The following is a 22,858-nucleotide window of genomic DNA, read 5'->3' on the forward strand; positions in this document are numbered from 1 at the left end:
GTCCAGCCCCTCAAATCCGAACGTCCCTGGGAGCCATCTTCCGCGGCGCGTATCCTTCCCTGGCCCGTGTCAACAACTCGCGCACCTGCGCATCCGTGACGTCGGGGTAGCGCTCGTATCCGCTCGGCACGGAGACGAAGGGCTCTGGCTGGGAGCAGCAGATGACCTCCTCGAACTCGGTGGCAAGCAGGCGCAGCGCCTCCTCGGAGGCCATGGGGACGGCGGCTACCAGGGTGCGCGCACCGGCTCTCCGGAGGAGTCCGGCGGCGCGCCGGAGTGCCACTCCCGCGGCTGTGCCATCATCCACGACGACCACGGTCCTTCCCGCGAGCGGAGGCGCTGGAGCACTCGGCCGCATGGCGCGCAGGCGCTGGCGCAGCTGCTGGCGGGCGCGGGACAGGGCCTGACTGAGCGCCTCGTCGGAGAGTTTCAGCGCGTTGAGCGTTGCCTCGTGGAGCTGCAAGGACTCGGGAAAGCCCAGCAACCCGAGTGTCACCTCGTGCCGGGGCGGTCCCATCGCGTGGAGGATGGGCTGGACGACGGCCAGGTCCAGCGGCGCCTCGAGAGCACGGGCGACCTCGAAGGCCACGGGAACGCCACTGTGGGGCAGGGCGAGCACGGTGACGTCCTCGCGCCCGGCGAGGTGCGGGAGGGACCGGGCCAGCCTCTCCCCAGCCTCGGTCCGGTGGAGGAAAGGAGCATCCATTTGCGCACAACGTGCGGTGCACTCCCAGTCGCTGCAATGCGGAGAAGCCACCCGCGCGTCCATGTCACGACGCTCGCCGGGACGCTCCCCTGGAAGGAGTGCGCTCGTGCGTTGCCTCGCCGGGTGCACGTCTGTACAGTGCCCGGCCCCATGAAGCGAGAGAAGGAAGAAGGCGCTTTCACCGGTTCCCGGCGCAAGCCCTGGTCGGGTCCCCGCGGTCTCGACGCGGTCCTCCAGGGCTGGCGCGACGACAGACAGCTCTCGCCCAGCTTCGTCCTCGACGAGGTGGCGCCGGCCCGCTCCGGCTCCTATGCGCCCATCCCCGATGAGGTGGCGCCCCAGGTGCGCGAGGCCCTCCGGAGCCGCGGCATCGAGCAGCTCTTCTCCCACCAGGCCGAGGCCTACCGACTCGCGCGCTCCGGGCGCAGCCTGGTGATCGCCACGCCCACGGCCTCGGGCAAGAGCCTCTGCTACAACCTGCCGCTGCTGGACCGTTTCGCACGGGAGCCGGGGGCGCGCGCCCTCTACCTCTTCCCCACCAAGGCGCTCTCCCGGGACCAGGAGGAGTCGCTGCGCGTCTTCATGCGCGAGGCGGGTCTGGAGCACGGCGCCATCACCTTCGACGGCGACACGCCGGGGGATGCGCGGCGAGCGGCTCGCGAGCGCAGCGGCGTGGTGCTCACCAACCCGGACATGTTGCACACCGGCATCCTCCCGCACCACGCCAACTGGGCGCGGCTCTTCTCCAACCTGCGCTACGTCGTCATCGACGAGCTGCACACGTACCGGGGCGTCTTCGGCTCGCACCTGGCCAACGTGCTGCGCCGGCTGCAGCGTGTGGCGGCCTTCCACGGCTCGTCGCCGGTGTTCGTCCTGGCCTCGGCCACCATCGGCAACCCGAAGGCGCACGCCGAGCGGATGCTGGGACGCGAGGTGGCGCTCGTCTCCGAGAGCGGTGCTCCCGCCGGAGAGCGCCGGGTCATGGTCTACAACCCGCCGGTGGTGAACGCGGAGCTGGGCATCCGCGCCAGCTACCTCAAGAGCGCGGTGCGGCTGGTGTCGGACCTGGTGCGTGCCGAAGTCTCCACGCTGCTCTTCGGCCAGTCGCGCAACAACATCGAGGTGATGCTCAAGTACCTCCGCGACCAGTTCATCGCGGACAAGATGGACCCGAACCTCATCCAGGGTTACCGCGGCGGCTACCTGCCGGGGACGCGCCGGGCCACCGAGGCCGCCATGCGCGCCGGTGAGGTGCGCTGCGTGGTGGCCACCAACGCGCTGGAGCTGGGCATCGACATCGGCTCGCTGGACGCGGTGGTGTGCGCGGGCTACCCGGGCTCGGTGGCGGCGCTGATGCAGCGCTTCGGCCGCGCGGGACGCCGGGGCGCGGGCAGCCTCGCACTCCTCGTCACCTCCAGCGCGCCGTTGGACCAGTACCTCGCGGGGGACCCGCGCTCGCTCACCGGTGCCCCGGTGGAGCACGCGCGCATCGATCCGGACAACGTGGAGATCCTCGTCCAGCACCTCAAGTGCGCCGCCTTCGAGCTGCCCTTCGAGGAGGGAGACACCTTCGGGGATGTGCCGGCCGAGTCCACGGCGGACGCGCTCGGGTACCTCGCACAGCACGAGGTGGTGCACCCCACGCCGGGCGCTGAGGGCAAGCGGATGTTCCACTGGTCCGCGGACGCGTACCCGGCCAACCACGTCTCGCTGCGCAGCGTAGGCTGGGACAACGTGGTCATCATCGAGCTGGGCACGGACCGGACGCTGGCGGAGATGGACTTCCGCTCGGCGCACACGATGCTGCACGAGCAGGCCATCTACCAGCACGAGGCCGAGCAGTATCAGGTCGAGCGTTTCGACTACGAGAACCACAAGGCCTACGTGCGCAAGGTGGCGCCGGACTACTTCACCGATGCGATGACGTACGTGCGCGTCAATGTCATCCAGGAGGACCAGGGCGCCGCCATGGGCCCGGATCTCCAGGCGGGCATGGGCGAGGTGAGCGTCATCGAGAAGGTGGTGGGCTACAAGAAGATCAAGTACCACACGCACGAGAACGTGGGTTACGGCGACGTGAACCTGCCCGAGATGCAGATGCACACCACGTCGCTCTGGCTCACCGTACCGGAGAGCGTGGTGCGCTCGCTGGGCGCGCCGAGGCCCGCCGTCATCGATGCGCTCCGAGGCATCGCCAGCGCGCTGCGGACGGTGGCCTGCGTGGGGTTGATGATCGACCCAAGGGACCTGGGCAAGACGCTCGGGAGCAAGGACGACGCGGACGGACCGCCGCGCAAGGACGGAGGCGTGGGGTTCGACCCGACCATCTTCCTCTACGACAACATCCCCGGTGGGGTGGGGTTGGCCGCGCGCCTGTTTGACCAGCGAGACGAGCTGTTGCGGCGTGCGCGGCGGCTGCTCGAGTCGTGCGGCTGCGAGGACGGGTGCCCCGCGTGCATCGGTCCGGCCGCGGGCGCCATGCCCGGGAGCGCTCCGGTGGATACCCACCCGCGCAAGCGGCTTGGTCTGGAAATCCTCTCGGCCCTTGGGGTCGTGGCCCTTCAGTAGGCGAGGTGCGCCGTGGACTTGAAACGCAAGCTGGCTCGGCTTGGCGGCATCGGTCCTGGCGGCAAGCCAGGGGCGAAGCCGTCTCCTGCTCCGGAAGCCCCAGCGGGTGAAGTGTCAGCCGCCCCTCCGGTAGAGGTGCCTCCCGCGCCCGTGGAGACGCCCGCCCCGGCGGAGCCTCGGAAGGAGCTGGACCCGCGCGTGGTGGCGCTGCGCCGCATGCTCGGCGATTGGGCCGAGCGTCAGGGCGCAGCGGTGGCGCGCCGGGGTCCCTCTCAGGCGCCGCGTCCAGGTCCCCTTCCCGTGGAGTCGCGGACGACACCGCATGGCCTCATCCATGTCGCCGAGCGTGTGTTGTCTCCGGACCATCAGCATGGCAACGCACCGCTCGCGGAGGCCCTGGACGTGGAGTCTCCGCTGGTGGCGAGCCTCGCGTTGCAGCCGGGGCTGGCGGGCGTGGACTTCCAGCGGATGCTCTTCCTCGACACGGAGACGACGGGGCTCGCGGGAGGAACGGGCACCGTGCCTTTCCTGGTGGGCCTGGCGTGGTTTGAGGGCCGCTCGCTCCGGGTACACCAGCTCTTCCTGAACAAGCTGGGCGAGGAGGCGCCGATGCTGCGGGCACTGGCCGGGCGCATGGCGGAGTCCTCCTGCCTGGTGACGTTCAACGGCAAGAGCTTCGACTGGCCGCTGCTGCGCACGCGCTTCGTGCTCAACCGCGTGGCCCCTCCCGCCGATCTGCCACACCTGGACCTGCTGCACTGCGCGCGGCGCGTCTTCAAGTACCGCGGCTCCGGGACGCGGCTGGTGCACCTGGAGGAGCAGGTGCTCGGGTACCACCGGGTGGGGGACGTGGACGGGTCGCTGATTCCGGACCTCTACTTCCGCTTCCTGCGGGGCGCGGATGGCTCGGCGCTCACTCCGGTGCTGGAGCACAACGCAAACGACCTGCTGCTGCTGGCGGCGCTGCTGGGCGTGCTGGTGCGGCGCTTCCGGGCGAGCGGCGCCGAGGGCGAGGATCCGCGCGACTTGTTGGGCTTCGCGGGCGTGGCGCTCCGAGCGCGGGACTACGAGCGGGCCCATGCCTTTGCCCGGGCCGCCGCCGCAGGAGACTCCGGGGCCGTGGGCACCGAGGCGCTCGCGCTGGCCTCTCGCCTGTCACGCCGGGTGGGGGATGACCGGACGGCAGTGGCGAACCTGCAGCGGGCGCTCGCGTCGGCGCGGGCGGACCAGGCAGCGCCCCTCCACCTCTCGCTGGCCAAGCTGTACGAGCACGGCCTCAAGGACCTCCCGCGCGCCCTGCACCACGCGCAGCTCGCCGCACCCGCGGAGAGCGCCGACGCGCTGCGGCGCCGTGTCGAGCGTCTGGAGCGCAAGCTCTCCCGTGTGTCGCGTGAGTATGCGTTGGACTTCAGCAAGTGAGCGGGAGTGGACGGAGCAAGCCTCCCTTTCGGGTCAATGCATTGTCAGACAGTTGGTGCTTCCATCCGGCCTGGGTATGGGAGGCACACGCGGGCACTTGAACCGCACTTCGGTACCTCCAAAGTAGGGCGCGCCTGATTCTCCCACTGGGGAGACGCGGAGGTGTCGCCATGGACGGCAGGAATGCAGGGGGGGGGCTCGTCTGGCTGGTCCTCGCGGGGGTGCTGGGGAGCTGTGCATCAGCTCCACGCACCTCCCCACCACCTGACACGGGAGGCAGTGGCCCGCCGGCCGGGCTGTCCCAGCGGGAGCGCGAGGGCTTCTACCACCTGGCTCAGGGCAATGAGCACCTCTGGCTCGCCGTGCTCCGCGCTTTGCCGAGCCGGAGCACGCTGGAAGGGCGAGGGGACAGTTTCCAGTCCTTCTTGGATGCGCCCGAGCGCTTTGGCCTGCTGGCGGACCCGGACAGTCCCGAGGGCTTGCCGGTGGGAGTGGCGCTCGTGCCCGCTACCGAGCGTCATCCCGTGGCGCGCGTGGGCACCAACTGTGCGGCCTGCCACGTGGGTGAGTTCCATTACCGCGACGCCCGGGTGCGGGTGGATGGTGCGCCGAGCCTCCTCAATATGGAGGACTTCAACCGAGAGGCCGTCGAGGTGATGTCCAGGACGCTCGTGGACCGGGCGCAACTCCTGGCGTTTCTCCAACGGCTGGCTGTGTACCTGCCCGAGCAGACGCGCACGGGCGCGCCGCCACGTCTGGAGGAGGTGAGTGATGACCGGCTGCAGGAGGCTTATCCCGATACGGACCTCCTCCCGGATGGGAGCTCGAGCGCTCGGGAGAAGCTCAAGGCCGAAGTGGAGTGGTACTGCGGCTCGCAGGAGCTGAGCCCCTGTCGGCCGCCGATGCTCGGGCCCGAGCCGGCGCGCCTGCGGGAGTTCGATGAGCAGCTTGGACAGTACGTCCACGAGCTGAGCCGCAGGCAGGTGCGCACGGTGCCGGATGCCATCCGGGTGCTGCGAGGACACCTGCTGTACTTCATGCGGCTGGGCAAGCTGAAGTTCGCCACCTATGCGGGCCCTGGCCGGGTGGATGCCTTCGGCGTGGCGCGCGGCGTGCTGTTCGGGCCCCAGGTGGCGGGTGTGCTGGACGCTCCGGTGAGCTATCCCTGTCTCTGGGAGTTCCAGACGAGCCCGTGGCTGCATTGGGATGGAAACACCAACTCGATCATGGAGCGCAACATTGGCCAGGCGCTCGGCATGGGGGCGGTGGTTGATCGCCGGACCTTCGAGTCCTCCGTCCTGCCGCGCAACCTGGCGGAGCTGGAGCGGCTCTCGCGCAAGATTGTCTCTCCCCGATGGCCGGAGGACGCCTTCGGGGCACTGGATGCAGCGCGCATCGAGCGCGGGAGCGGGCTCTTCGCCCAGAACTGTCAGGAGTGCCATGAGAAGCCGGGAGTCATTCCCCTGGAGGTCGTGGGCACGGATGGGAACCGGGCGCGGAGCTTCGCGTCGATGGTGGGGGACCTGGAGTTCCCCGCGGCGTTGCAGGACCTGCTCTCGCGGGTGAAGCAGCGGGCTTACGCACGAGAGGCGCTGAGCCAGTCGGAGATCAACCCCTTGGAGCCGAGCATTGTCTATTGGCGCGCTCCCCTGGGGTATGTGTCCCGGCCGCTGGCGGGCATCTGGGCGAGCCCGCCCTATCTGCACAATGGCTCGGTGCCCACGCTGTGGGATCTCCTGCTGCCCGCGGCGAGGCGCCCAGCGCGCTTCCCCTTGGGCCAGCACGAGTACGACCCGGAGAAGGTCGGCTACGTCACCGAAGTGCCAGGCAAGGCCCGCTTCATCTTCGACGTGTCGATGCCCGGAAACGGCAACGGAGGGCATGAGTATGGGACTGGCCTGTCCGACGAAGAAAAGCGCGATCTGATCGAGTACCTGAAGTCGCTCTGAGGCCGTTAGAGGCGTGTATCTGCTTGCCCGGAGGCCTGGCCGGCTGGTGAGAGAACGGCCAGGAAGGTCAGTCGTGGAGGCCGAACAACTCCGCGGTGACATGGGCCAGCAGCATGTCTTCCTGCTCGGTGCCCACCGCCCGCAGACGCGCCGTGGGCTCATGCAGCAACTTGTTGATGATGGCGCGTGCCATGGCTTCGACGCTCTTGCGCTGCTTGTCGGAGAGCGACTCGCCGAGCGAGGAGAGCGTGCGCTCCACCTCGGCACGAGCGATGGTGTCAGCGCGCTGGCGCAGGCGGGAGAGAACGGGCACGCCGTCGCGCACAGCCCGCTCGCGCATGAAGCGGGCCACCTCCTCGGCCACCAGTGCCTCTGCCTTCCGAGCCTCCTCGGCCCGGGCTGCCGAGTTCTCCAGGACGAAACGCTGGATGTCGTCCACGTCGAGGACGTGCACCCGCTTCATCGAGCCCACCTCGGGAGCGATGTCGCGTGGCACAGCCAGGTCCACCATGACGAGCGGCCGCTGCCGCGTCTCGAGCACCGGCGCTACGTTCTCCCGAGTGAAGAGCGGCACTGGCGAGGACGTCCCGCTCACCACCACGTCGGCGGTGGCGAGCAGGGTGAACAGCTCCTCGAGCGGACGCGCGGTGCCACCCACCTCGGAGGCGAGGGCCTCGGCGCGCGCGAGCGTGCGGTTGACCACCACCAGGCGGCCTACTCCCGCCCGCCGCAGGTGCCGCGCAGCCAGTGAGGACATCTCGCCCGCCCCCACCACCAGCACCGTCCGCTCCGCGAGCCCATCCCAGGCCTTGTTGACGAGTGTCACAGCCGCACTGGCCATGGACGTAGCCGCCATGCCGATGGCCGTCACTGTGCGCACCCGCTTGGCGCACCGGAAGGCCGCGGCGAACATGCGCGACAGCTCGCCATGTACCGTGCCTGCCACCTGGCTGTGCTCGAGGGCATCCTTCACCTGGCCCAACACCTGTGCTTCGCCCAGCACCATGGAGTCCAGGCTGGAGGCCACACGGAAGAGGTGCGTCAGCGCGGCCTCGCCCTGGTGCTCATAGAGCTGCTCGAGCACCTCCGGGCCACCCAGCCGACCCAACTCCTCGCGAGCGAGCTGGCGCGCTCGGGCCACATCTGGCGAGGCCAGGTACAGCTCCACCCGATTGCAGGTGGAGATGAGCAGGGCCTCGGCGGGAACCTGACCGAGCCGTCGCAGCAGCTCCACCTGCTGGTCCCCGGGCAGCGCCAGCCGCTCGCGGACCGTCAGCGGCGCCGTCCGGTAGGACAGCCCGATGCACAGCAACTCCACCGTCTTCGACGTCCTCGACGAGGAATGGCCTGGTTCGCGTGCGTTCATGGTCCGTCCTGCTCCGGGTGGAAGCTGAAGAAAAAGAGGGGGCCCTCGTATGAATGAGGGCCCCCGTTCAGGGTGTTACGGCGCAGGGGGAGCCGGGGGAGCCGGGGGCGCCGGGGGCGCCGGGGCCGGCACGGGCACCACCGGGAAGCCAGCGAACTTCAGCAGGTCCGCCATGAGGAACTTGCCCTCGGAGTTGGCGAGCTCCGGCTTCCAGTTCGGGTTGGCGTTGAGGAACGAGAACCGGTCGCCCCGGAGCACGCCGATGAAGACCTCGGCCACGATGCGCGCGCCCACCGGCCCGAGCCGTACGCCGTTGTTGCCCGCATCCAGCTCCGACTCCCTGAGGATGTAGTACCAGGGCGGACTGGAGGTCTCGAACCCGACTTTGAACTGGGCCAGTTCATCGAGCTTCAGGGGCTTGATGCCCAGGCGCTTCGCCATGGCCTGACCCGAGGGGAGCCGGAGGGCCAGGCTCCGCAGCAGGTTGCGCTGCGCGAGCGACTCGGGATTGGTGATCGTCTTCAGGTTGGCCCCACTCACCTGGCCAGGCGCCCCGGGGAGCAGGTTGAAGAGCCGGGTCGACAGCCGGGCGTCGATGAGCTTGCTGGGGTTGCGCCTGGTGGGGTCGCCTCCGAGTCCCTCGAAGAATCGCGACCAGTCCACGAACCGCCGCAAGGCGCGCTTGCCCCCGCGCAGATCGTTCGGGTCCGCCGCAGTCGGAGCCAGGGCATCGTCGAAGATGGGCGCGGCGAAGCCGTCGTTGTTGACCCCGTAGGCGGGACGCACCTGGCTGTGCCCGAAGCGGTAGGCGGCGACCGAGAACTCCACCGGGATGAAGGGCTCGTGCCTCCACCGGAAGAACCGCTCCCGCGGGCGGTCGTCCAGCACGTCAGCCAACACCTTCTCCCCGACGATCTTCGGGAGGAAGTCGTGGAGGATGATCCACTGGTAGTGCCAGCGCACCATCCGCTGGGCCTTCTCGAAGACCTGCGGGTCGTTGGGGTTCTTCTTGCGCAGGTGATCGACGACGGCGTTGTGGAACTTGAGGATGGCCACGTGGAACTGCGAGACGATGGTGTTCTCGTCGTTGCGTGGATCCGCGATGAGCGCGGTGTTCTGGCTGTTGCGCGGCATGTCATCGTTGGAGCCGGGGCCGGCGAGCTTCTCGATGAGGAACTTCGCCGGATCATTGATGTCGTAGAGGTGGCGCGAGACCCGCGGGCCGGAGCCATACACGTTGTCCAACTCGAACGCCGGCGTGCGGAAGTTCTCGATGGCCTCCGGGTCGTTTTGCCGCTCCAGGATGGAAGTCGGATCGAACGTCAGATCGTGGTCGGTGAACTGCCCGAAGAACGTGAAGCCCGCGAGGATGGCATCATTGTTGGGGTTGCTGGGCAGTTGCGTCGGCGGCGGTGGCGGCACCGTCGCCGGAGGCGGGGTGTCCAGGGCGTCCATCAAGCCCCCGCGCCTGCCGAGCTCGAAGAGCGCCTCACGGACCTTGTCATTGTCGGGGGCGAAGACCGGCAGACCCGGAAAGAGCCGGCCGAAGCGTCCTCGATCATGAAACTGCGACTCGGGAGGGTTGTGGCCTCGAACTTGGGTTTCACCATGCAACATCGTGGTTGCTCCTGACTGCGAGACGCCGGTCATGCTCAGGAGGCGATTGGCATGCGTCCCGGTCATTGAGGTTCCGCCTCCTGCTGGCAAGGTAGAGAGGCAGGGGGTGGACTGTGATGGACTGCGGGGCGAAGTGACCGAAAGCGGAGCCGAACCTGTCTCCTCGCAAGGCGAGCAGCCTCACGAGCTCATTCAGGCCTGGTTGGCGCTCCAGCACCGGCCGTGGGCCTCCAAGAGGTGGCTCGCGGCGGCCGGGCCCCACGTGCCTGCGGCATAAGTGGAGAGTGGCAGCTCGTCATGCGCCGCACCCCAGGCCTCCAGCAGGGGCATGACGAGCTCCCAGCCGCGCTCGACCAGGTCATTGCGCACGTAGTGCGTGGAGACGCCGAGCATGCAGTCCAGCAGCAGTCGCTCATAGGCCTCGGCCAGCCGGGTTCCGAAGGTGGACCCGTAGCGGAAGTCCAGGGCCACATCATGGTGGTGCACCGCCCGCCCCGGAGCCTTCGTAGCGAAGCGCAGGGCAATGCCTTCGTCGGGCTGGATGCGCAGGTGAAGCTGGTTGGGCGTGCCCCGGGCCAGCGGACCATCCTTGAACTGGACCACCACCTCCGTCAGCCGCTGGGCCAGCCGCTTTCCCGAGCGCACGTAGAAGGGCACTCCGGCCCACCGCGGGTTGTCGAAGCGCATGGTCAGCATCGCGAAGGTCTCAGTGCGCGAGCTGGGCTCGACGCCGGGCTCCTGCCGGTAGCCGGGCACGGGCTGGCCGGAGATGTGCCCCGGGCCGTACTGGCCGCGCACGCACTCGGTGCGGATGCGCTCGGGTGTGAAGGCTCGCGCCGACGCCATCACCTCGCGTTTCGCGTTGTGCACCGCCTCGGGTGACAGGCTCGACGGGGGCTCCATGGCCAGCATCGCGAGCACCTGAAGCAGGTGGTTCTGCAGCATGTCGCGCACCACGCCCGCCTTCTCGTAGTACCCGCCGCGTCCCTCCACGCCCACCGTCTCCGCGCTGGTGATTTGCACGTGGTCAATGTGCCTGCGGTCCCACAGCGGCTCGAAGATGCGGTTGGCGAAGCGCAGCACGAGCAGGTTCTGCACCATCTCCTTCCCCAGGTAATGGTCCATCCGGTAGACGCTCGACTCGTCGAGGTAGCGGTGGATGCCCTGGTTGAGGGAGCGCGCCGTCTCGAGGTCGGTGCCGAAGGGCTTCTCCACCACGAGACGGACCCAGGCGGGCGAGTGGGCGTGCGTCAGCCCGGTCTCTCCCAGGTGGCGCACGGCCTCGGCGTGGAGCGCGGGCGCGAGCGACAGATAGAAGATGCGGTTGCCGCGCGTGCCATACTCGCGGTCCACGTGCTCGAGCACCGAGCCCAGGTGCCGGTAGTCCTCGGCGCTGGAGATGTCCATGGGGACGTAGTGGAGCCGGCGGGAGAAGGCGCGCCAGGCTGTCTCGTCCACGTGGCCGGCCTCGGGGGAGCGCTCGAGGGCCTCGCGCATGCTGGCGCGGAACTGCTCGGTGCTCATGTGCTGGATGGCCGCGCCGACGATTGCGGACTCTGGAGGCAGGTAGCCCTCCAGCGCCAACCGGTAGAGCGCGGGGAGGAGCTTGCGCCGCGCCAGGTCTCCAGACGCGCCGAAGAGGACGAAGGCGCAGGGCTCGGCTCGCATGGAGGCCTCGGACGACAGGGGTTCTTCCATCCGAAATGCTGCGGACTGCATGGACGTGACTCCAAGGGGTGGTGCACCCCGGTGGGGCGCTCTCGGGAACGGGACTCGGGCGAGGGCGCCCTCCGGACGCGCGCGGCACCGACTGGTCCGACCATCGGACCAGTTGCTCGCGGTCGCGCCCGGCGGGTCCCTCGGCCCTTCAGGGGTGGGACAGGGGCTGCTCAGACGGTGGCGGTCCAGCCCTGGGCATCGAATCCCTGGAGGACCGAGTCCACCTGTTGGCGGGAGAGGGCCTCGTAGAGGCCGGCGCGGTACTCCTCCTGGCGGTCGTCCAGGCGGCGCTGGGAGGACAGCCAGTCGAGCCGGGCCAGCAGGGCGGCGGCGCGTCCCAGCGGGCTGCGCGCGGCCTCGTCGCGGATGGCGAGGATGCGCGAGATGTTCTCCGGCTGGAAGGGGCCGTGGAAGCCGGTCTGCGAGTCCATGTACCGGAGGATCTGCGCGCCGCCGATGCCCACTCCGTCCACGCCAGTGTAGACGGCCAGGGGGATGTGGGGGTAGCGGAAGCCTGCGGAGAAGTAGGTGCGCAGCCCGCGCTCGTGCGCCCGGTGGACGAGCTCCAGCGCTTCGGCGTGGGTGAGCTGCTCCATCACCGGGAGGCTGGGGTAGGTGTCCGCCGCGCCGTCCCAGGTGACCTTGTCGAAGCCACCGGCCTTGACGAGCTCGATGCCCAGCAGGCCGATCTCCTTGCGGTTCGTCACCACGCGCGAGCGGCCGTCGCGGTCATCCACGAGGGGGGTGTTGAGGTTGAAGGCCGCGGACAGGAGCTGGGTGCGTGTATCGCGCAGGATGTTGCTGCGCAGGCCGCGCATGAACTCGATGATCTGCGAGGCCGTCATGCGATCCATGGCGACCTTGCACTCGGCCACGCCCATCTGGAACATGGCGGTGCAGGTGCCGGACATGGTCTGCACCGTCTTCCACAGGTCCAGGTGGAACTTGCCGCTGTCGAACATGGGCCGGCCAATGAAGCTGGTCACCGGCGCGCGCCCGGCCACGTGCAGCCGCACCTTGGCCACGTTGAGGATGCGGGGAATCCGGTAGGACTCCACGGACTCGCGATCCTGGTGTCCGCGCTCCAGGTGCTCCACGTGGACGAGCACGCCGCGCATCCAGTCCTCGCGGGTGGTGGTGCCGGCGATGTGGCCCTCACCTGGGTCGGTGACGGACATGTACGTCTGCGTGTCGCCGAAGCCGGGGATGGGCAGGGGCTTGTAGGGCAGCTGCAGGCGGGAGCCGTTGGCGAGTGCCTCGTGCGCCATGTGGATGGCCAGCTTCTCGCGGCGGGTGGGCTTGCGGCGCTCGCGGCGCAGGTCGTCGATGAGGAGGGAGACCTCCTCGAGCTGAGTAGGGTGCTGCTCGTCGGAGCGCACTCCGTCGGCGTCCTCGATTGCCACGTCACCCAGCCACTGCTCCGCGGCGTCCATCACCGCGTCGTACATCTCCAGGAGGCTGGCGTCGGGCATGCGCCGCAGCAGGGTGCGCATGGACTCCGCGAAGTCGCGGAGCTGGCCGTGTTCGGCGACGAGCTTCTCCAGCTCCCCCTCCACCTGGGCCATCAACTCCTGGAGCGTCTGGGGCCGGAAGACGGAGATCGGCTCGCGCTTACGGAATTTTCCCGTGCTGGAGCGGATGGACTGCGTCCGCATTCCGTCGATCAGCGACACCATCTGCCCGAGAATCAGTCGGCGTGCCTCATCCTCATTCCACCGCATCATGCTCATTCGGTTGCTCCAAGTGTTGGGAGTGGATGGGGAGCCGGCGCACGCGTGTGCATTCCAGGCCACCCATTTCCAATGGAGTTGCCGTGATGAGGTTTGTGAGCGCGGCGCCTTAACACCAAGCCGCGCTTCAGGTGGTGGCGCCGCCACAGCTTGAGCCGGCACCAGCCGTGCCGCCGAAGCAGTGGCGGTCGGCGGGGTTGAAGGCGGTTACTCAAAGCGGATGCCGTGGTTGCGCAGCAGCACCCGCTTCCATTCCGCTTCCAGTGAGGCCTGGCCGGCGGGCAGGAAGGCACCCACCGGGATCGTTACTAGCTGCCGGTATAGCGGAGCACCAGGGCCTCCAAGCGGCCCAGGGCCTTCTCCAGCACCTCCATGGGGGGGCCGAAGGACAGGCGCACGTAGCTGCGGAAGCGCGAGGGGCGGGCGCGCCGCTTGCCGGGGTTCACGTCGAAGAACTCACCGGGGACGGTGATGATCTTCTCGTCGAGCGCGGCGCGGAAGAAGCCCATGCCGTCGTTGAGGGGCGCAGGCAGCCCAGCCACGTTGCCCCAGACGTAGAAGGTGCCATCGGGCGGACGGTCCGTGCGGATGCCCAGCCGCTCCAGGCGCGAGTGGAAGCGATCGCGCTTCTCCCGGAAGTGTTGGTTGATGGCGAGCGTCTCCTTCACCACCAACTGCTCCTCCAGCAGGGGAATCGCGGCGCGCTGCAGGGGCCGGCTGCCGCCTCCATCCAGGAAGCTGCCCGCGCTGGACACCGCGTCGATGACCTGGCGCGGGCCCACCGTCCACGTCATGCGCCAGCCCGGGTAGCGCCAGTTCTTGGTGAAGCCGTCGAAGAGGACGATGGGGTCCTTGTTGACGTCCTCCACGTAGCGGGCGGCGCTCTCCACCGGGAGGTGGCCGGGGCGGCTCGTCCACAGGTAGTGCGAGTAGAACTCGTCGATGAGCAGGGAGCAGTCCAGTTCCCGGGAGACGGACACCCAGCGCGCAAGCTCGTCGCCCTGCACCAGCTTGCCGGTGGGGTTGCAGGGGTTGGAGAAGAGGAGGGCGGAGAGGCCGCGGCCCTGAATCTCTCGGCGCAGGTCCTCGTGCGTGAAGGCGTAGCCGCGCTCGCCCTCGAGGAGGATGGGGATGGCGGTGAAGGCCTTGAAGACGTCCAGCAGCTCCTCGTAGGCGGTGTAGTCCGGGAGGAAGTGGCCGAGGTTGACGCTGCCGAGGCTGGCCGCGGCGCGGGTGAGGGCCGCCCGGCCTCCGCCGGAGAGGGAGACGTTCTCGGCGGAGTACTGGCTCGGCAGGCCGCGCCGGTAGAGCCGGTTGTAGAGGGAGGCAATGGCCTCGCGGACTTCCCAGAGGCCGGCCACGGGGGCGTACTCCAGGTCGTTCACGTCCACGGTGACGCTGCTGATCCGGGGCGGGGAGCCGGGCAGATCGCCCGTCTCGGGCTGGCCCTGGCCGAGGTTGCACCAGTCGGGGTCTCCCCCCCGGTAGCCTCGGCGCGTGGCCTCGGTGGTGACATAAATGACGCCCGTGCGCGGCACGGTGCGGAACGCTGGCAGGCTGGTGTCGTCGCTCACGCCCCGGACGCTAGCGGAGAACGGTGGGGCCTTCAGCTAGCGAATCGTCCATGCTCGTTCTTCGTGTGGTCCCCTGATAACCTTGGAACTGTTCCTCCCACTTCGAAGAGGGCTTTCAGGGAGGCGGTATGTTCAGGTGCTGTTGCTGGGTGCTGCTCTGGCTGGTGGGGGGCTCTTGGGGATGCTCGGCCCCCAACCCCAACGTCCGAGTACACCGCAGGGAAGATGGGTGGCTTCAGGTCGCTGGGCCGCTGGCGGGACCGTTCAAGACGTCGGAGGAACTGGCCGCGAACGCCTGTGAGATCATGACCCGCCAGCCGGGAGCATCGAACGGTGCCTACGGCTTCGAGTACTGCGCGCTGCACTATTACTCGGGGGCAGAGGACGCGTTCTTCCTCAGCTATCTCTCCGACATCGGGGGCACCAAGGAGGGAGGGAGGAAATTTTGTGAAATGCCCAGATCACTTGACGATCCCGAGCACAAGGACGCCATCATCCTGGGCGCGGCTCACTCCCATCCGAACAACCGTAAGTTCTCAAGCGAGGATACCAGCGAATCGAGGCACTGGCGTCCCACACGTTTCGTTGATGGCCAGACGGGGCGGATCTGGGATCGTGAGTTGCTACTCTTCTTCAAGGAAAAAACCGGGGAGTGTAGAGCCTATCTGTATAACAATACGACGCGATTCGTCATGGCCCTGCGCGAAGGGCGATGGATGCCCATTGGTAGGGCTACTGGCTTCTACGGTGAGGTCGAGTTGTTGGATGGGCAGGATTGGCTACCCTGATTGGGCGAGTGGAACATGAGATGGTTGTATCTTGTCGTGCTCTTCTGTTCGGGCTCCTGGATGGGTTGTGGATTCCTGGGAATCTACAGACACCAGAAAGCGGAGTGGGCGCCTCCCGAAGAGGCCGAGAAGGTGAAGTTCCCCAATTCCTTCGAGAAGGGAGCGCACCTGCGCGGGCCGGCGATGCAGGCGGTCAAGGTGGCAATGGATGAGTTCCTGCCACCCGGGAGCAAGGTAAATGCAGACAATGCGCTGCTCGGGGAATGTCTGTCTCGCTGGGACACGTACGATACGTCGGTTCTTCAGGCCAGCGAGGAACTCTACTTCGTCCGCTTCTTCCCCGTGATTTCGAGGTGCGGCATCGATGCGATCGTTCTCGATGCCGGTGCCGTCTACGCTGTGGACGCGCGGGGGCGCATTCTGGCGATGGAGTAGAAAAGCCCTCGGCGGCTCGGCCCTCGTCAGGCACGCACCAGTGAGGTGAGGATGTCCTTCCAGTTCGAGTAGAGGGAGAAGTGTCCTCCGCCCGGCAGGAAGTGGGGCACCGTGCTCGGGATGCGCGAGTGCAGGTAGCGACCCATCTGCAGCGGCACGATGGAGTCGCCCTCCCAGTACCAGAGGTGCACTGGGATGCGGATGTCCTCCAGCGGGAAGCCCCACGGTGAGGTGAGCAGCCGGGCCTCTTGAATCATCCCCTGCACGCCCTGGCGCGAGGCCTCGAAGCGGAAGCCCTTCACCTGTTTCGCGATGGCCGGGTCCGACAGCACGGCCCGGTCATCCGCCGAGCACTCCCTCATCAGGGCGACCAGGGCGGAGTCGGGCTTGCGGCGGACGCTCCGGTCGTGCAGGCGCATCACCGGCTCCAGCAGCCAGCCCGGCCACATGGCCATGCTGTAGGCGGCGCGGTAGTCCCGGTTGACGCCCGCCATGGCGTCGGTGCGGTTGAAGGGCGCCGAGCCGGAGACGATGGCCGCGCCCGTGAGCCGCTCACCCAGGCGGTACGCGCAGGCCGCCACGTAGGGGCCTCCCGCGGACACGCCCATCACGGCGAAGCGGCCCAGCCCCAGCGTGTTGGCCAGTTGCTCGATGTCCGCCGGCATGTCCAGCAGAGTGCGGCCCTTCTTGAAGTCCGACTGCCCGTAGCCCGGACGGTCCGGGGTGATGAGCCGTACCCCCAGGCTGGCCGTGAGCGCATCATCCGGGTGCCGCATGTAGCGCGAGCCCGGGTTGCCATGCATGAAGATGACAGGCTGCCCCTCCAGGTTCCCGGACTCGACGTAGGTCAGCTTGCGCCCGTCGCGCAGCCGCACGGAGCCCTCTCGCGACAGTACCTGCTGCTGCCGTACCTGTGCCTCGTTCATTCCCCGCCCTCCATCGGCTGCGAGCGCGGGCCCATCCAGCCGGCGACGCGCGGCCACACCTTCACCGGCGCCTTGCTGGAGGCCGACAGGCCGATGTGGCCCACCGGGAAATGCATCGTCTCGCAATCCTTCGTGCCCACCAGGCCTGGCAGCGGCTCGCTCATGGCCGGTGGGGCGATGTTGTCATGCTCCGCGATGATGTTGAGCACGGGGCACTGGATGCTTCCCAGGTCCACCCGCTCGCCACCCACCTCCATCCGGTTCTGGCAGAAGAGGTTCTGCTGGTAGCAGTCACGCATGTACTGCCGGTAGACCTCGCCCGGGAAGGGGACGGCGTCGGAGCCCCAGCGCTCCAGCGCGAGGAAGGTGGTGACGTAGGCCGGGTCGTCGATCTGCCGGCACACGTCGAGCCACTTGGTGATGCGCTGGACGGGGCCGGCCATGAAGAAGCCGCTCTCCAGCACGTAGGTGGGCACGTTGCCATAGGCGTCCACCAGCGAGTCCACGTCGAAGTGCTGAGGCTGCGTCCACAGCGAGTAGATGCCGCCCTTGGTGAAGTCCACCGGGGTGGCCTGCACCACCAGGTTGCTCACGCCCTCAGGGTAGAGCGCGGTGTAGGCCAGGGCCATGGTGCCGCCCATGCAGTAGCCGTAGAGCGTCACGTCGTCGCTGCCGCTCACGCGCTGTGTCCAGCGCACGGCGCTGCGGATGTGCCCGCCGAGCAGCTCGCTCCAGGAGAGGCTCTGCTCATCCTGCCCGGCGAAGCCCCAGTCGATGGCGTAGACGTCATAGCCCTGGTGGGTGAGGTACTCGATGAGGCTGCGGCCGGGGAGGAAGTCGAGGATGTACCAGCGGTTGATGAGCGAGTAGACGAAGAGGATGGGCGTGCGGTAGCGGCGCCGGGTCGGGGCGTAGCGCAACAGGCGCATGCTGCCGCGCGTGTACACCACCGAGTGCGGGGTGGGACTGATGGGCGGCTCGCGCACCCCGGCGGCCTTCTCGAAGATGGGTTTGAGGTACGGGTACGGATTGATGGAGCGGTCCTGCAGGGCCTGCGCGAGAGAGCGCGAGACGTCGACCTGGGACGAGACGAACGAGCGGATCCGCTGGAAGGCTTGGGCGGGCCGATTCACGAGAGGGCTCCAGGAGGAAGAGTGTCCGCGACCATAACAGGTGTCCTACCTGGCTGAGCCGGACCGGCGGCGGCGCGGCGCGGGGACGGGCTCGGGCTCGGGCTCGGCACCCGAGGGGGAGAGAGTGCTGGAGACAGAGCGGGAGGCGGCCGGGGGCTGCTCCTGGCGCTCCAACAGCTCCACGACGTGCTCGAGCTGCGAGCCCAGGGCCTCCACCTGGTCGCCCATGCGGCGAAGCTGGTCGCGCAGGGAGTCGACCTCGGTGGCGGTGGGCACGCGCAGCGAGTGCAACGTCTTCTCCATGAGTGAAGTGCGGCGGATCTGCAGGGTGAAGCCACGGCGCATGAGCCCGCCGCTGACGCGCAGGAAGGTGGGGCTCTCGGCGAGGCGCGCGGCCACCTGGGTGAGACCCTGCTCGGCCTTGCTGAAGACCTTGCCCGAGCGGGTTTCCGGGCTGGTGAGCTCGCCGACCTTCTTGAGGGCGCGGGCGAGCAGGCCAGGGGAGGGGCGGGAATCGGAGGCGGACATGCCGAGCAGTCTACCTCGGGCCCGGCTCAGCGGACGATGGGGACCGTCACCGGCGCCTTGTCGTCGATCTCCACCTCCACCTTGCCCAGGCGCCACAGCACCTCGCTGAAGTCCACCTTCACGCGGTGTCCCCGAGCCGTCTCGATGAGGGCCTGGCCCTTCTTGGGCAGGAACTCACCCACCTCGTACTCCAGGGCGGTGAAGGTGACACGGTCCGTGCCCATCGGCCCGGACACTTCGCCCGGCCCGTCGAACACGAGCGAGGTGCTCCCAAAGACGGGCATGCCATTGCGCAGGCCCACCCGCCCGTCCACGCGGTAGCTGCTGCCGGCCCGGTCCGGCAGGTTGCCGGCGGCCTCGGTCCAGAAGCGCTCCTCGTCGCCGCAGGTGCCGTAACCCACCTTGGCCTGGAGCTCATGACCGTCCACCTTCAGCCCGTGCAGGTCGGCGAAGAGGTCCATTCGCTCCTCACCCCCTTGGTAGATGAAGGCGCTCTGTCCCGACACGGTGTGCCCGTTCACCGAGCAGCCGCCCTCGGGGAAGGAGAACACCACCGCGTCCGAGGACTCGCTCTGGGCCTCGGCGGTGGCGGTGAGACAGGCCACCTTCGCGTGAGCGCCCTCGGCGGCCCGGCCCACGAAGGTGCGCCGCTCCTCGCCGCAGGTGTAGACGGGAAGGATTCCGAGCAGCTCGAGCGCAATGCGAGCCTGATGGGCCGCGTGGACCGCCAGGTCCACCCGTGACTTCGCGTCTTCAATCTCCTCCTGGGTGGGGGGCTCGCGGCCGCAGGCGGTGGCGAGGATGACGAGGGCGAGGCAGGCGCGGATTCTCATGGGGGCATTTTCCTCTGCTTGGGGGCCCGGACACAGGGGGGCAGCGGCCTGACAGAGCAACTCGCGTGCCCTCCGTGCAACCCCCTGGAGCGCCAAGCGTGCGGGTAGGAGTTTGTGCAAGAGGGTACACACCGTCGGGGCGGCTCTGTCACGAGAGCTGGGCAATGACCGTGAGCGGCTGGCTGTACCGCGGGGCCTGGAAAACGGCATGCTCCCCCGCATGTCTCGACCTGGCATCACGCTGTACCAGTTCCCCATCTCGCACTACTGCGAGAAGACCCGCTGGAACCTCGACGCGAAGGGGATTCCCTACGTCATCGAGAACCTGATTCCCGGCCCGCACCGTTTCGTGACGAAGCGCCTGACGAAGGGCGGTCGGGGCACGGTGCCCGTGCTGGTGGACCGGGGCACCGTCGTTACGGACTCCACGGACATCGCCCTGCACCTGGAGCGGGCTCACCTGTCGGCTCCCTCGCTGATTCCCGCCGAGGGGCCCGAGCGCGAGCGGGTGCTCGAGTTGGAGACCTACTTCGACGAGGTGGCCGGCAAGCACGTGCGCCGCTGGGTGTACGCGACACTCTTCGCCAGTGGTGCGGATATCAAGCCGCTCATGTTCGGCGCGTTCCCGCTGCCGCTGCGCCTGGTGGGAACGGCGCTGCTCCCCGTCATCAAGGTGGCCATCCGGCGCCAGTACGCGCTGATGCCCGACAAGGTGGAGGAGTCGCGGGTGAAGATCCAGGAGGGGCTGGACAGGCTGGAGCGGGAGATTCAGGGGGACCCGTCGCGCTACCTGGTGGGCTCGTCCCTGTCGATTGCGGACATCGCGGCAGCGTCGCTCTACAGCCCGCTGGTGGCGGCCGAGGGCTCGCCGTACACGGTGCGGCCCGCCGAGGATGTGCCGAAGGCACTCGCCGAGCTGCGCGCGTCCGTTCTGGCGAGGCCGGCGGGCCAGTGGGTGCTGCGGCGCTACCGGGAGGACAGGCGGCGCCCGGCGCGGGGCTTCAACTCCCACGCCGAGGCAGCGAACGGCTGAGTCCGTGCTTCCGCGCTACTGTCCTCGCCATGTCTCGAGCCTCCCGCCTGCTCGATCTCCTCCAGTTGCTGCGCCGCCACCGTGCGCCCATCACCGGCCCGGCGCTGGCCGAGGAGCTTGGTATCTCCATCCGTACCCTCTATCGCGATATCGCGACGCTGCAGGCGCAGGGCGCCGATATCCAGGGTGAACCGGGCCTCGGTTATGTGCTGCGCCCTGGCTTCACCCTGCCTCCACTGATGTTCTCGGTCGATGAGCTCGAGGCACTGGTGCTCGGTTCGCGCTGGGTCGCGGTGCGGGGCGATGCGCGGCTTGGAGCCGCGGCGGCCAACGCCGTGTCGAAAATCCGTGCCGTGCTGCCCGACGACCTCCGCGAGAGCGTCGATGCCGCCACCCTCACCGTGCCGATGTTCCGCGGCGAGCCGGTCGCCATCGATGCCTCGGTGATCCGCGCCGCGCTCCGCAAGGAGCAGAAGCTCATCATCACCTATCGCGACAATGACGGCGCTGGCACGACCCGCACCATCTGGCCATTGCTGATTGGCTTCTTCGACAAGGTGCTGGTGCTCGCCGCCTGGTGCGAGCTCCGGCAGGATTACCGTGCCTTCCGCGTCGACCGCATCCAGTCGGTCGAGCCGAAGGACGAGCGCTATCCGCGCCGCCGGGCCGTGCTGGTCAAGGAGTGGCGGGCCAGGCAGAACATTCCCGCTACTGCCGGAAACTGACAGTGGCCAGGCGCAAACCATCCCCATCAACAACCCGATGGAGATGCCCATGCGTACCCTCAATTACCTGCTGCTTGCCGTCCGCGATCCGCTCAAGAGCGCCGAGCTCTATTCGAAGCTCCTCGGCCGCGAGCCGGTCGAGAGGTCCAAGACCTTCGTGCTCTATGTGCTGCCGACCGGTCTGAAAATCGGCCTCTGGCTCGCCGACGAGATGAAGCCGACACCGAAGCCCGCCGGTGGTGTCGAGATCTCGTTCAGCGAAGAGAGCAAGGACTCCGTCCGCGCGACCTATGCCGAGTGGACCCGGCTCGGCCTCAAGGTGGTGCAGGAGCCCACTGACATGGATTTCGGCTTCACCTTCGTGGTCGAGGACCCGGACGGGCATCGCCTCCGTCCCTTCGTCCTCGCCAACAATCCGCGTTAGGGACAACGAGCGCCCGCGTTACGGGCTCAACCCACCAACAGTCCCACGACCGCGCCACCCAGCACGAGCCACGCGGAGTTGACGCGGTAGTGGATGAGCAGCATGGCACTGAGAAGCGCGAGGCCCACTGTCCACACGTCGACCAGGGCCGCGCGCCCGAGCTGCCAGGTGACGGTGGCCATCAGCGCCAGCGAGGCCACGTTGACGCCGTCGAGGAATGCGCCCGTCACCCATGAGCGGCGCATGCGGGGCACCAGCGGTCCGCTCACTGCGACGAAGAAGAAGGCGGGCAGGAAGATGCCCACCGTGGCCACCACCGCGCCCGAGGGCCCTCCCAGCACGTAGCCGATGAAGGTGGCCGTGGTGAAGACGGGCCCGGGCGTCACCTGGCCCACCGCTACCGCGTCCAGCAATTGCGTCTCCGTGAGCCATCCCCAACGTTCGACCAGGTCCGCGCGCAGGAAGGCCAGCAGCACGTAGCCGCTGCCGTAGAGGATGGAGCCCACCTTCAGGAAGAAGAGGAAGAGGCCTCCGAGGCTGAAGCCCGGGGCCGCCGTCGCCGCCACCATTCCGCCCAGCGGCAGGCCCGGAAGGAGCGCCATCACCGCTGGGGGCGCTCCGCCTCCACCCTCAATCCTCCGGGACACCAGACGCCACAGCGTCACGAAGCCGCCCGCGAGCAGCAGCAGGAGCAGCTCGTTCACGCCCAGGAAGCCCAGCGCCACGCAGACCACGCCCACCGCGGCCAGCAGCTTCGTCTTCACCGCCCCGCGTGTCAGTCCCCAGATGGCCTGCAGCACCACGGCGATGATGACGGGCTTCACGCCATACAGCAGGTGCTCCACCTGCGGGAGCTGCCCGAAGCGCGTGTACACCCAGCCGATGACAGACACGATGAGGAACGCTGGGAGGATGAAGCACGTGCCCGCTACCACCAGGCCGCTCCAGCCCGCCCTCCGGTGGCCGATATGGATGGCCAGCTCGGTCGAGTTCGGTCCGGGGATGAGGTTGGCGGCCCCGAGCAGATCCAAGAACTCCTCGCGCGTGAGCCACTTCCGGCGCCGGACGACCTCGTCCTCCATCATCGCGATGTGAGCTGCCGGGCCGCCGAAGGCCGTCGTCCCCAACCTCAGGAAGAGCAACGCCAGCTCCCGCAGCGCCCCTGTCCTTCCGCTGGGGGGCTGGTGCGTCACGTCGCTCACTTCCGCCGCTCCGCTCCAGCAATCTTCGTGAAGCGGCCCATTCCCAGCTCCCTCGGGTAGAGAAACTTCTGGATGCCTTCGGAAAGGCGATCGAAGCGCTCTTCGCACGGATTCCGTGTGCTGTCGCGGCTCATTCTCGTCACGACGCCCTGTGTCGACGCTCCGTGTCGAAGGGGGTGCACG

At 68.4% G+C, this 22,858-nt stretch carries 19 protein-coding genes; 8 read left to right on the forward strand and 11 right to left on the reverse strand.

Features of this window, described 5'->3' with window-relative positions; genetic code table 11:
• Positions 1-10: 10 nt before the first annotated feature.
• A complete protein-coding gene (locus OV287_RS13220) occupies positions 11-706 on the reverse strand; it encodes a phosphoribosyltransferase (RefSeq protein ID WP_267534377.1) in 696 nt (231 codons plus the stop codon).
• A 150-nt stretch (positions 707-856) separates the two neighbouring features.
• Between OV287_RS13220 and OV287_RS13225 the strand changes: the two genes are divergently transcribed.
• The 3 genes from OV287_RS13225 to OV287_RS13235 all read left to right on the forward strand — a co-directional run bounded on the left by OV287_RS13225 (position 857) and on the right by OV287_RS13235 (position 6,642).
• Positions 857-3,274, forward strand: coding sequence for a DEAD/DEAH box helicase (locus tag OV287_RS13225; protein ID WP_267534378.1), 2,418 nt, complete (start codon positions 857-859; stop codon positions 3,272-3,274).
• Between the two features lie 12 nt (positions 3,275-3,286).
• The gene (locus OV287_RS13230; RefSeq protein ID WP_267534379.1) at positions 3,287-4,693 is read left to right on the forward strand and encodes a ribonuclease H-like domain-containing protein; all 1,407 of its coding nucleotides are present in this window, start codon (positions 3,287-3,289) and stop codon (positions 4,691-4,693) included.
• Between the two features lie 170 nt (positions 4,694-4,863).
• Positions 4,864-6,642: a di-heme-cytochrome C peroxidase gene (locus tag OV287_RS13235; RefSeq protein WP_267534380.1), complete on the forward strand. Its 1,779-nt coding sequence runs from the start codon at positions 4,864-4,866 to the stop codon at positions 6,640-6,642.
• Between the two features lie 67 nt (positions 6,643-6,709).
• Here the strand turns inward: OV287_RS13235 and hemA are convergent, their stop codons facing one another.
• From hemA to OV287_RS13260, 5 genes are all read right to left on the reverse strand, one after another.
• Positions 6,710-7,960 (reverse strand): glutamyl-tRNA reductase, encoded by a 1,251-nt coding sequence (gene hemA, locus OV287_RS13240; protein ID WP_267542341.1) that lies wholly within the window; start codon positions 7,958-7,960, stop codon positions 6,710-6,712.
• Between the two features lie 123 nt (positions 7,961-8,083).
• Positions 8,084-9,625, reverse strand: coding sequence for a peroxidase family protein (locus tag OV287_RS13245; protein WP_267534381.1), 1,542 nt, complete (start codon positions 9,623-9,625; stop codon positions 8,084-8,086).
• A gap of 192 nt (positions 9,626-9,817) precedes the next feature.
• The gene (gene zwf, locus OV287_RS13250) at positions 9,818-11,344 is read right to left on the reverse strand and encodes a glucose-6-phosphate dehydrogenase (protein WP_267534382.1); all 1,527 of its coding nucleotides are present in this window, start codon (positions 11,342-11,344) and stop codon (positions 9,818-9,820) included.
• A gap of 170 nt (positions 11,345-11,514) precedes the next feature.
• The gene (locus OV287_RS13255) at positions 11,515-13,074 is read right to left on the reverse strand and encodes a hypothetical protein (protein WP_267534383.1); all 1,560 of its coding nucleotides are present in this window, start codon (positions 13,072-13,074) and stop codon (positions 11,515-11,517) included.
• Between the two features lie 308 nt (positions 13,075-13,382).
• On the reverse strand, positions 13,383-14,648 hold the full coding sequence (locus OV287_RS13260) for a pyridoxal phosphate-dependent aminotransferase (protein ID WP_267534384.1): 1,266 nt from the start codon (positions 14,646-14,648) through the stop codon (positions 13,383-13,385).
• A gap of 149 nt (positions 14,649-14,797) precedes the next feature.
• Here OV287_RS13260 and OV287_RS13265 point away from each other — a divergent pair, with 149 nt between their 5' ends.
• Together OV287_RS13265 and OV287_RS13270 are read left to right on the forward strand one after the other, a co-directional pair.
• Positions 14,798-15,436 carry a hypothetical protein gene (locus tag OV287_RS13265; RefSeq protein WP_267534385.1) on the forward strand — a complete coding sequence of 213 codons (639 nt, stop codon included), beginning with the start codon at positions 14,798-14,800 and terminating at the stop codon, positions 15,434-15,436.
• Positions 15,437-15,871 (forward strand): hypothetical protein, encoded by a 435-nt coding sequence (locus OV287_RS13270; RefSeq protein WP_267534386.1) that lies wholly within the window; start codon positions 15,437-15,439, stop codon positions 15,869-15,871.
• Positions 15,872-15,897: 26 nt separating this feature from the next.
• On the opposite strand, the gene OV287_RS13275 is transcribed toward OV287_RS13270, so the two are convergent.
• The 4 genes from OV287_RS13275 to OV287_RS13290 are packed head-to-tail and all read right to left on the reverse strand — an operon-like array spanning position 15,898 to position 19,291.
• The gene (locus OV287_RS13275; protein ID WP_267534387.1) at positions 15,898-16,797 is read right to left on the reverse strand and encodes an alpha/beta fold hydrolase; all 900 of its coding nucleotides are present in this window, start codon (positions 16,795-16,797) and stop codon (positions 15,898-15,900) included.
• Positions 16,794-17,930: an alpha/beta fold hydrolase gene (locus OV287_RS13280; RefSeq protein WP_267534388.1), complete on the reverse strand. Its 1,137-nt coding sequence runs from the start codon at positions 17,928-17,930 to the stop codon at positions 16,794-16,796. The genes OV287_RS13275 and OV287_RS13280 overlap by 4 nt, the downstream gene beginning before the upstream one ends.
• Positions 17,931-17,975: 45 nt before the next feature.
• Entirely contained in the window at positions 17,976-18,458 is a 483-nt protein-coding gene (locus tag OV287_RS13285) for a hypothetical protein (protein WP_267534389.1), read from the reverse strand.
• Positions 18,459-18,484: 26 nt separating this feature from the next.
• Positions 18,485-19,291: a hypothetical protein gene (locus OV287_RS13290; protein WP_267534390.1), complete on the reverse strand. Its 807-nt coding sequence runs from the start codon at positions 19,289-19,291 to the stop codon at positions 18,485-18,487.
• Between the two features lie 208 nt (positions 19,292-19,499).
• Here OV287_RS13290 and OV287_RS13295 point away from each other — a divergent pair, with 208 nt between their 5' ends.
• Genes OV287_RS13295 through OV287_RS13305 form a run of 3 tightly spaced genes read left to right on the forward strand, consistent with a single transcriptional unit; the run spans position 19,500 to position 21,473 of the window.
• Positions 19,500-20,324, forward strand: coding sequence for a glutathione S-transferase family protein (locus OV287_RS13295; RefSeq protein WP_267534391.1), 825 nt, complete (start codon positions 19,500-19,502; stop codon positions 20,322-20,324).
• 29 nt (positions 20,325-20,353) lie between these two features.
• Positions 20,354-21,049: a helix-turn-helix transcriptional regulator gene (locus tag OV287_RS13300; RefSeq protein WP_267534392.1), complete on the forward strand. Its 696-nt coding sequence runs from the start codon at positions 20,354-20,356 to the stop codon at positions 21,047-21,049.
• Between the two features lie 49 nt (positions 21,050-21,098).
• On the forward strand, positions 21,099-21,473 hold the full coding sequence (locus tag OV287_RS13305; RefSeq protein WP_267534393.1) for a VOC family protein: 375 nt from the start codon (positions 21,099-21,101) through the stop codon (positions 21,471-21,473).
• Between the two features lie 26 nt (positions 21,474-21,499).
• On the opposite strand, the gene chrA is transcribed toward OV287_RS13305, so the two are convergent.
• Entirely contained in the window at positions 21,500-22,675 is a 1,176-nt protein-coding gene (chrA, locus tag OV287_RS13310) for a chromate efflux transporter (protein WP_267534394.1), read from the reverse strand.
• Between the last annotated feature and the right edge of the window lie 183 nt (positions 22,676-22,858).

The sequence above is a fragment of the Archangium lansingense genome, assembly GCF_026626635.1.
Taxonomy (GTDB): Bacteria; Myxococcota; Myxococcia; order Myxococcales; family Myxococcaceae; genus Archangium; species Archangium lansingense.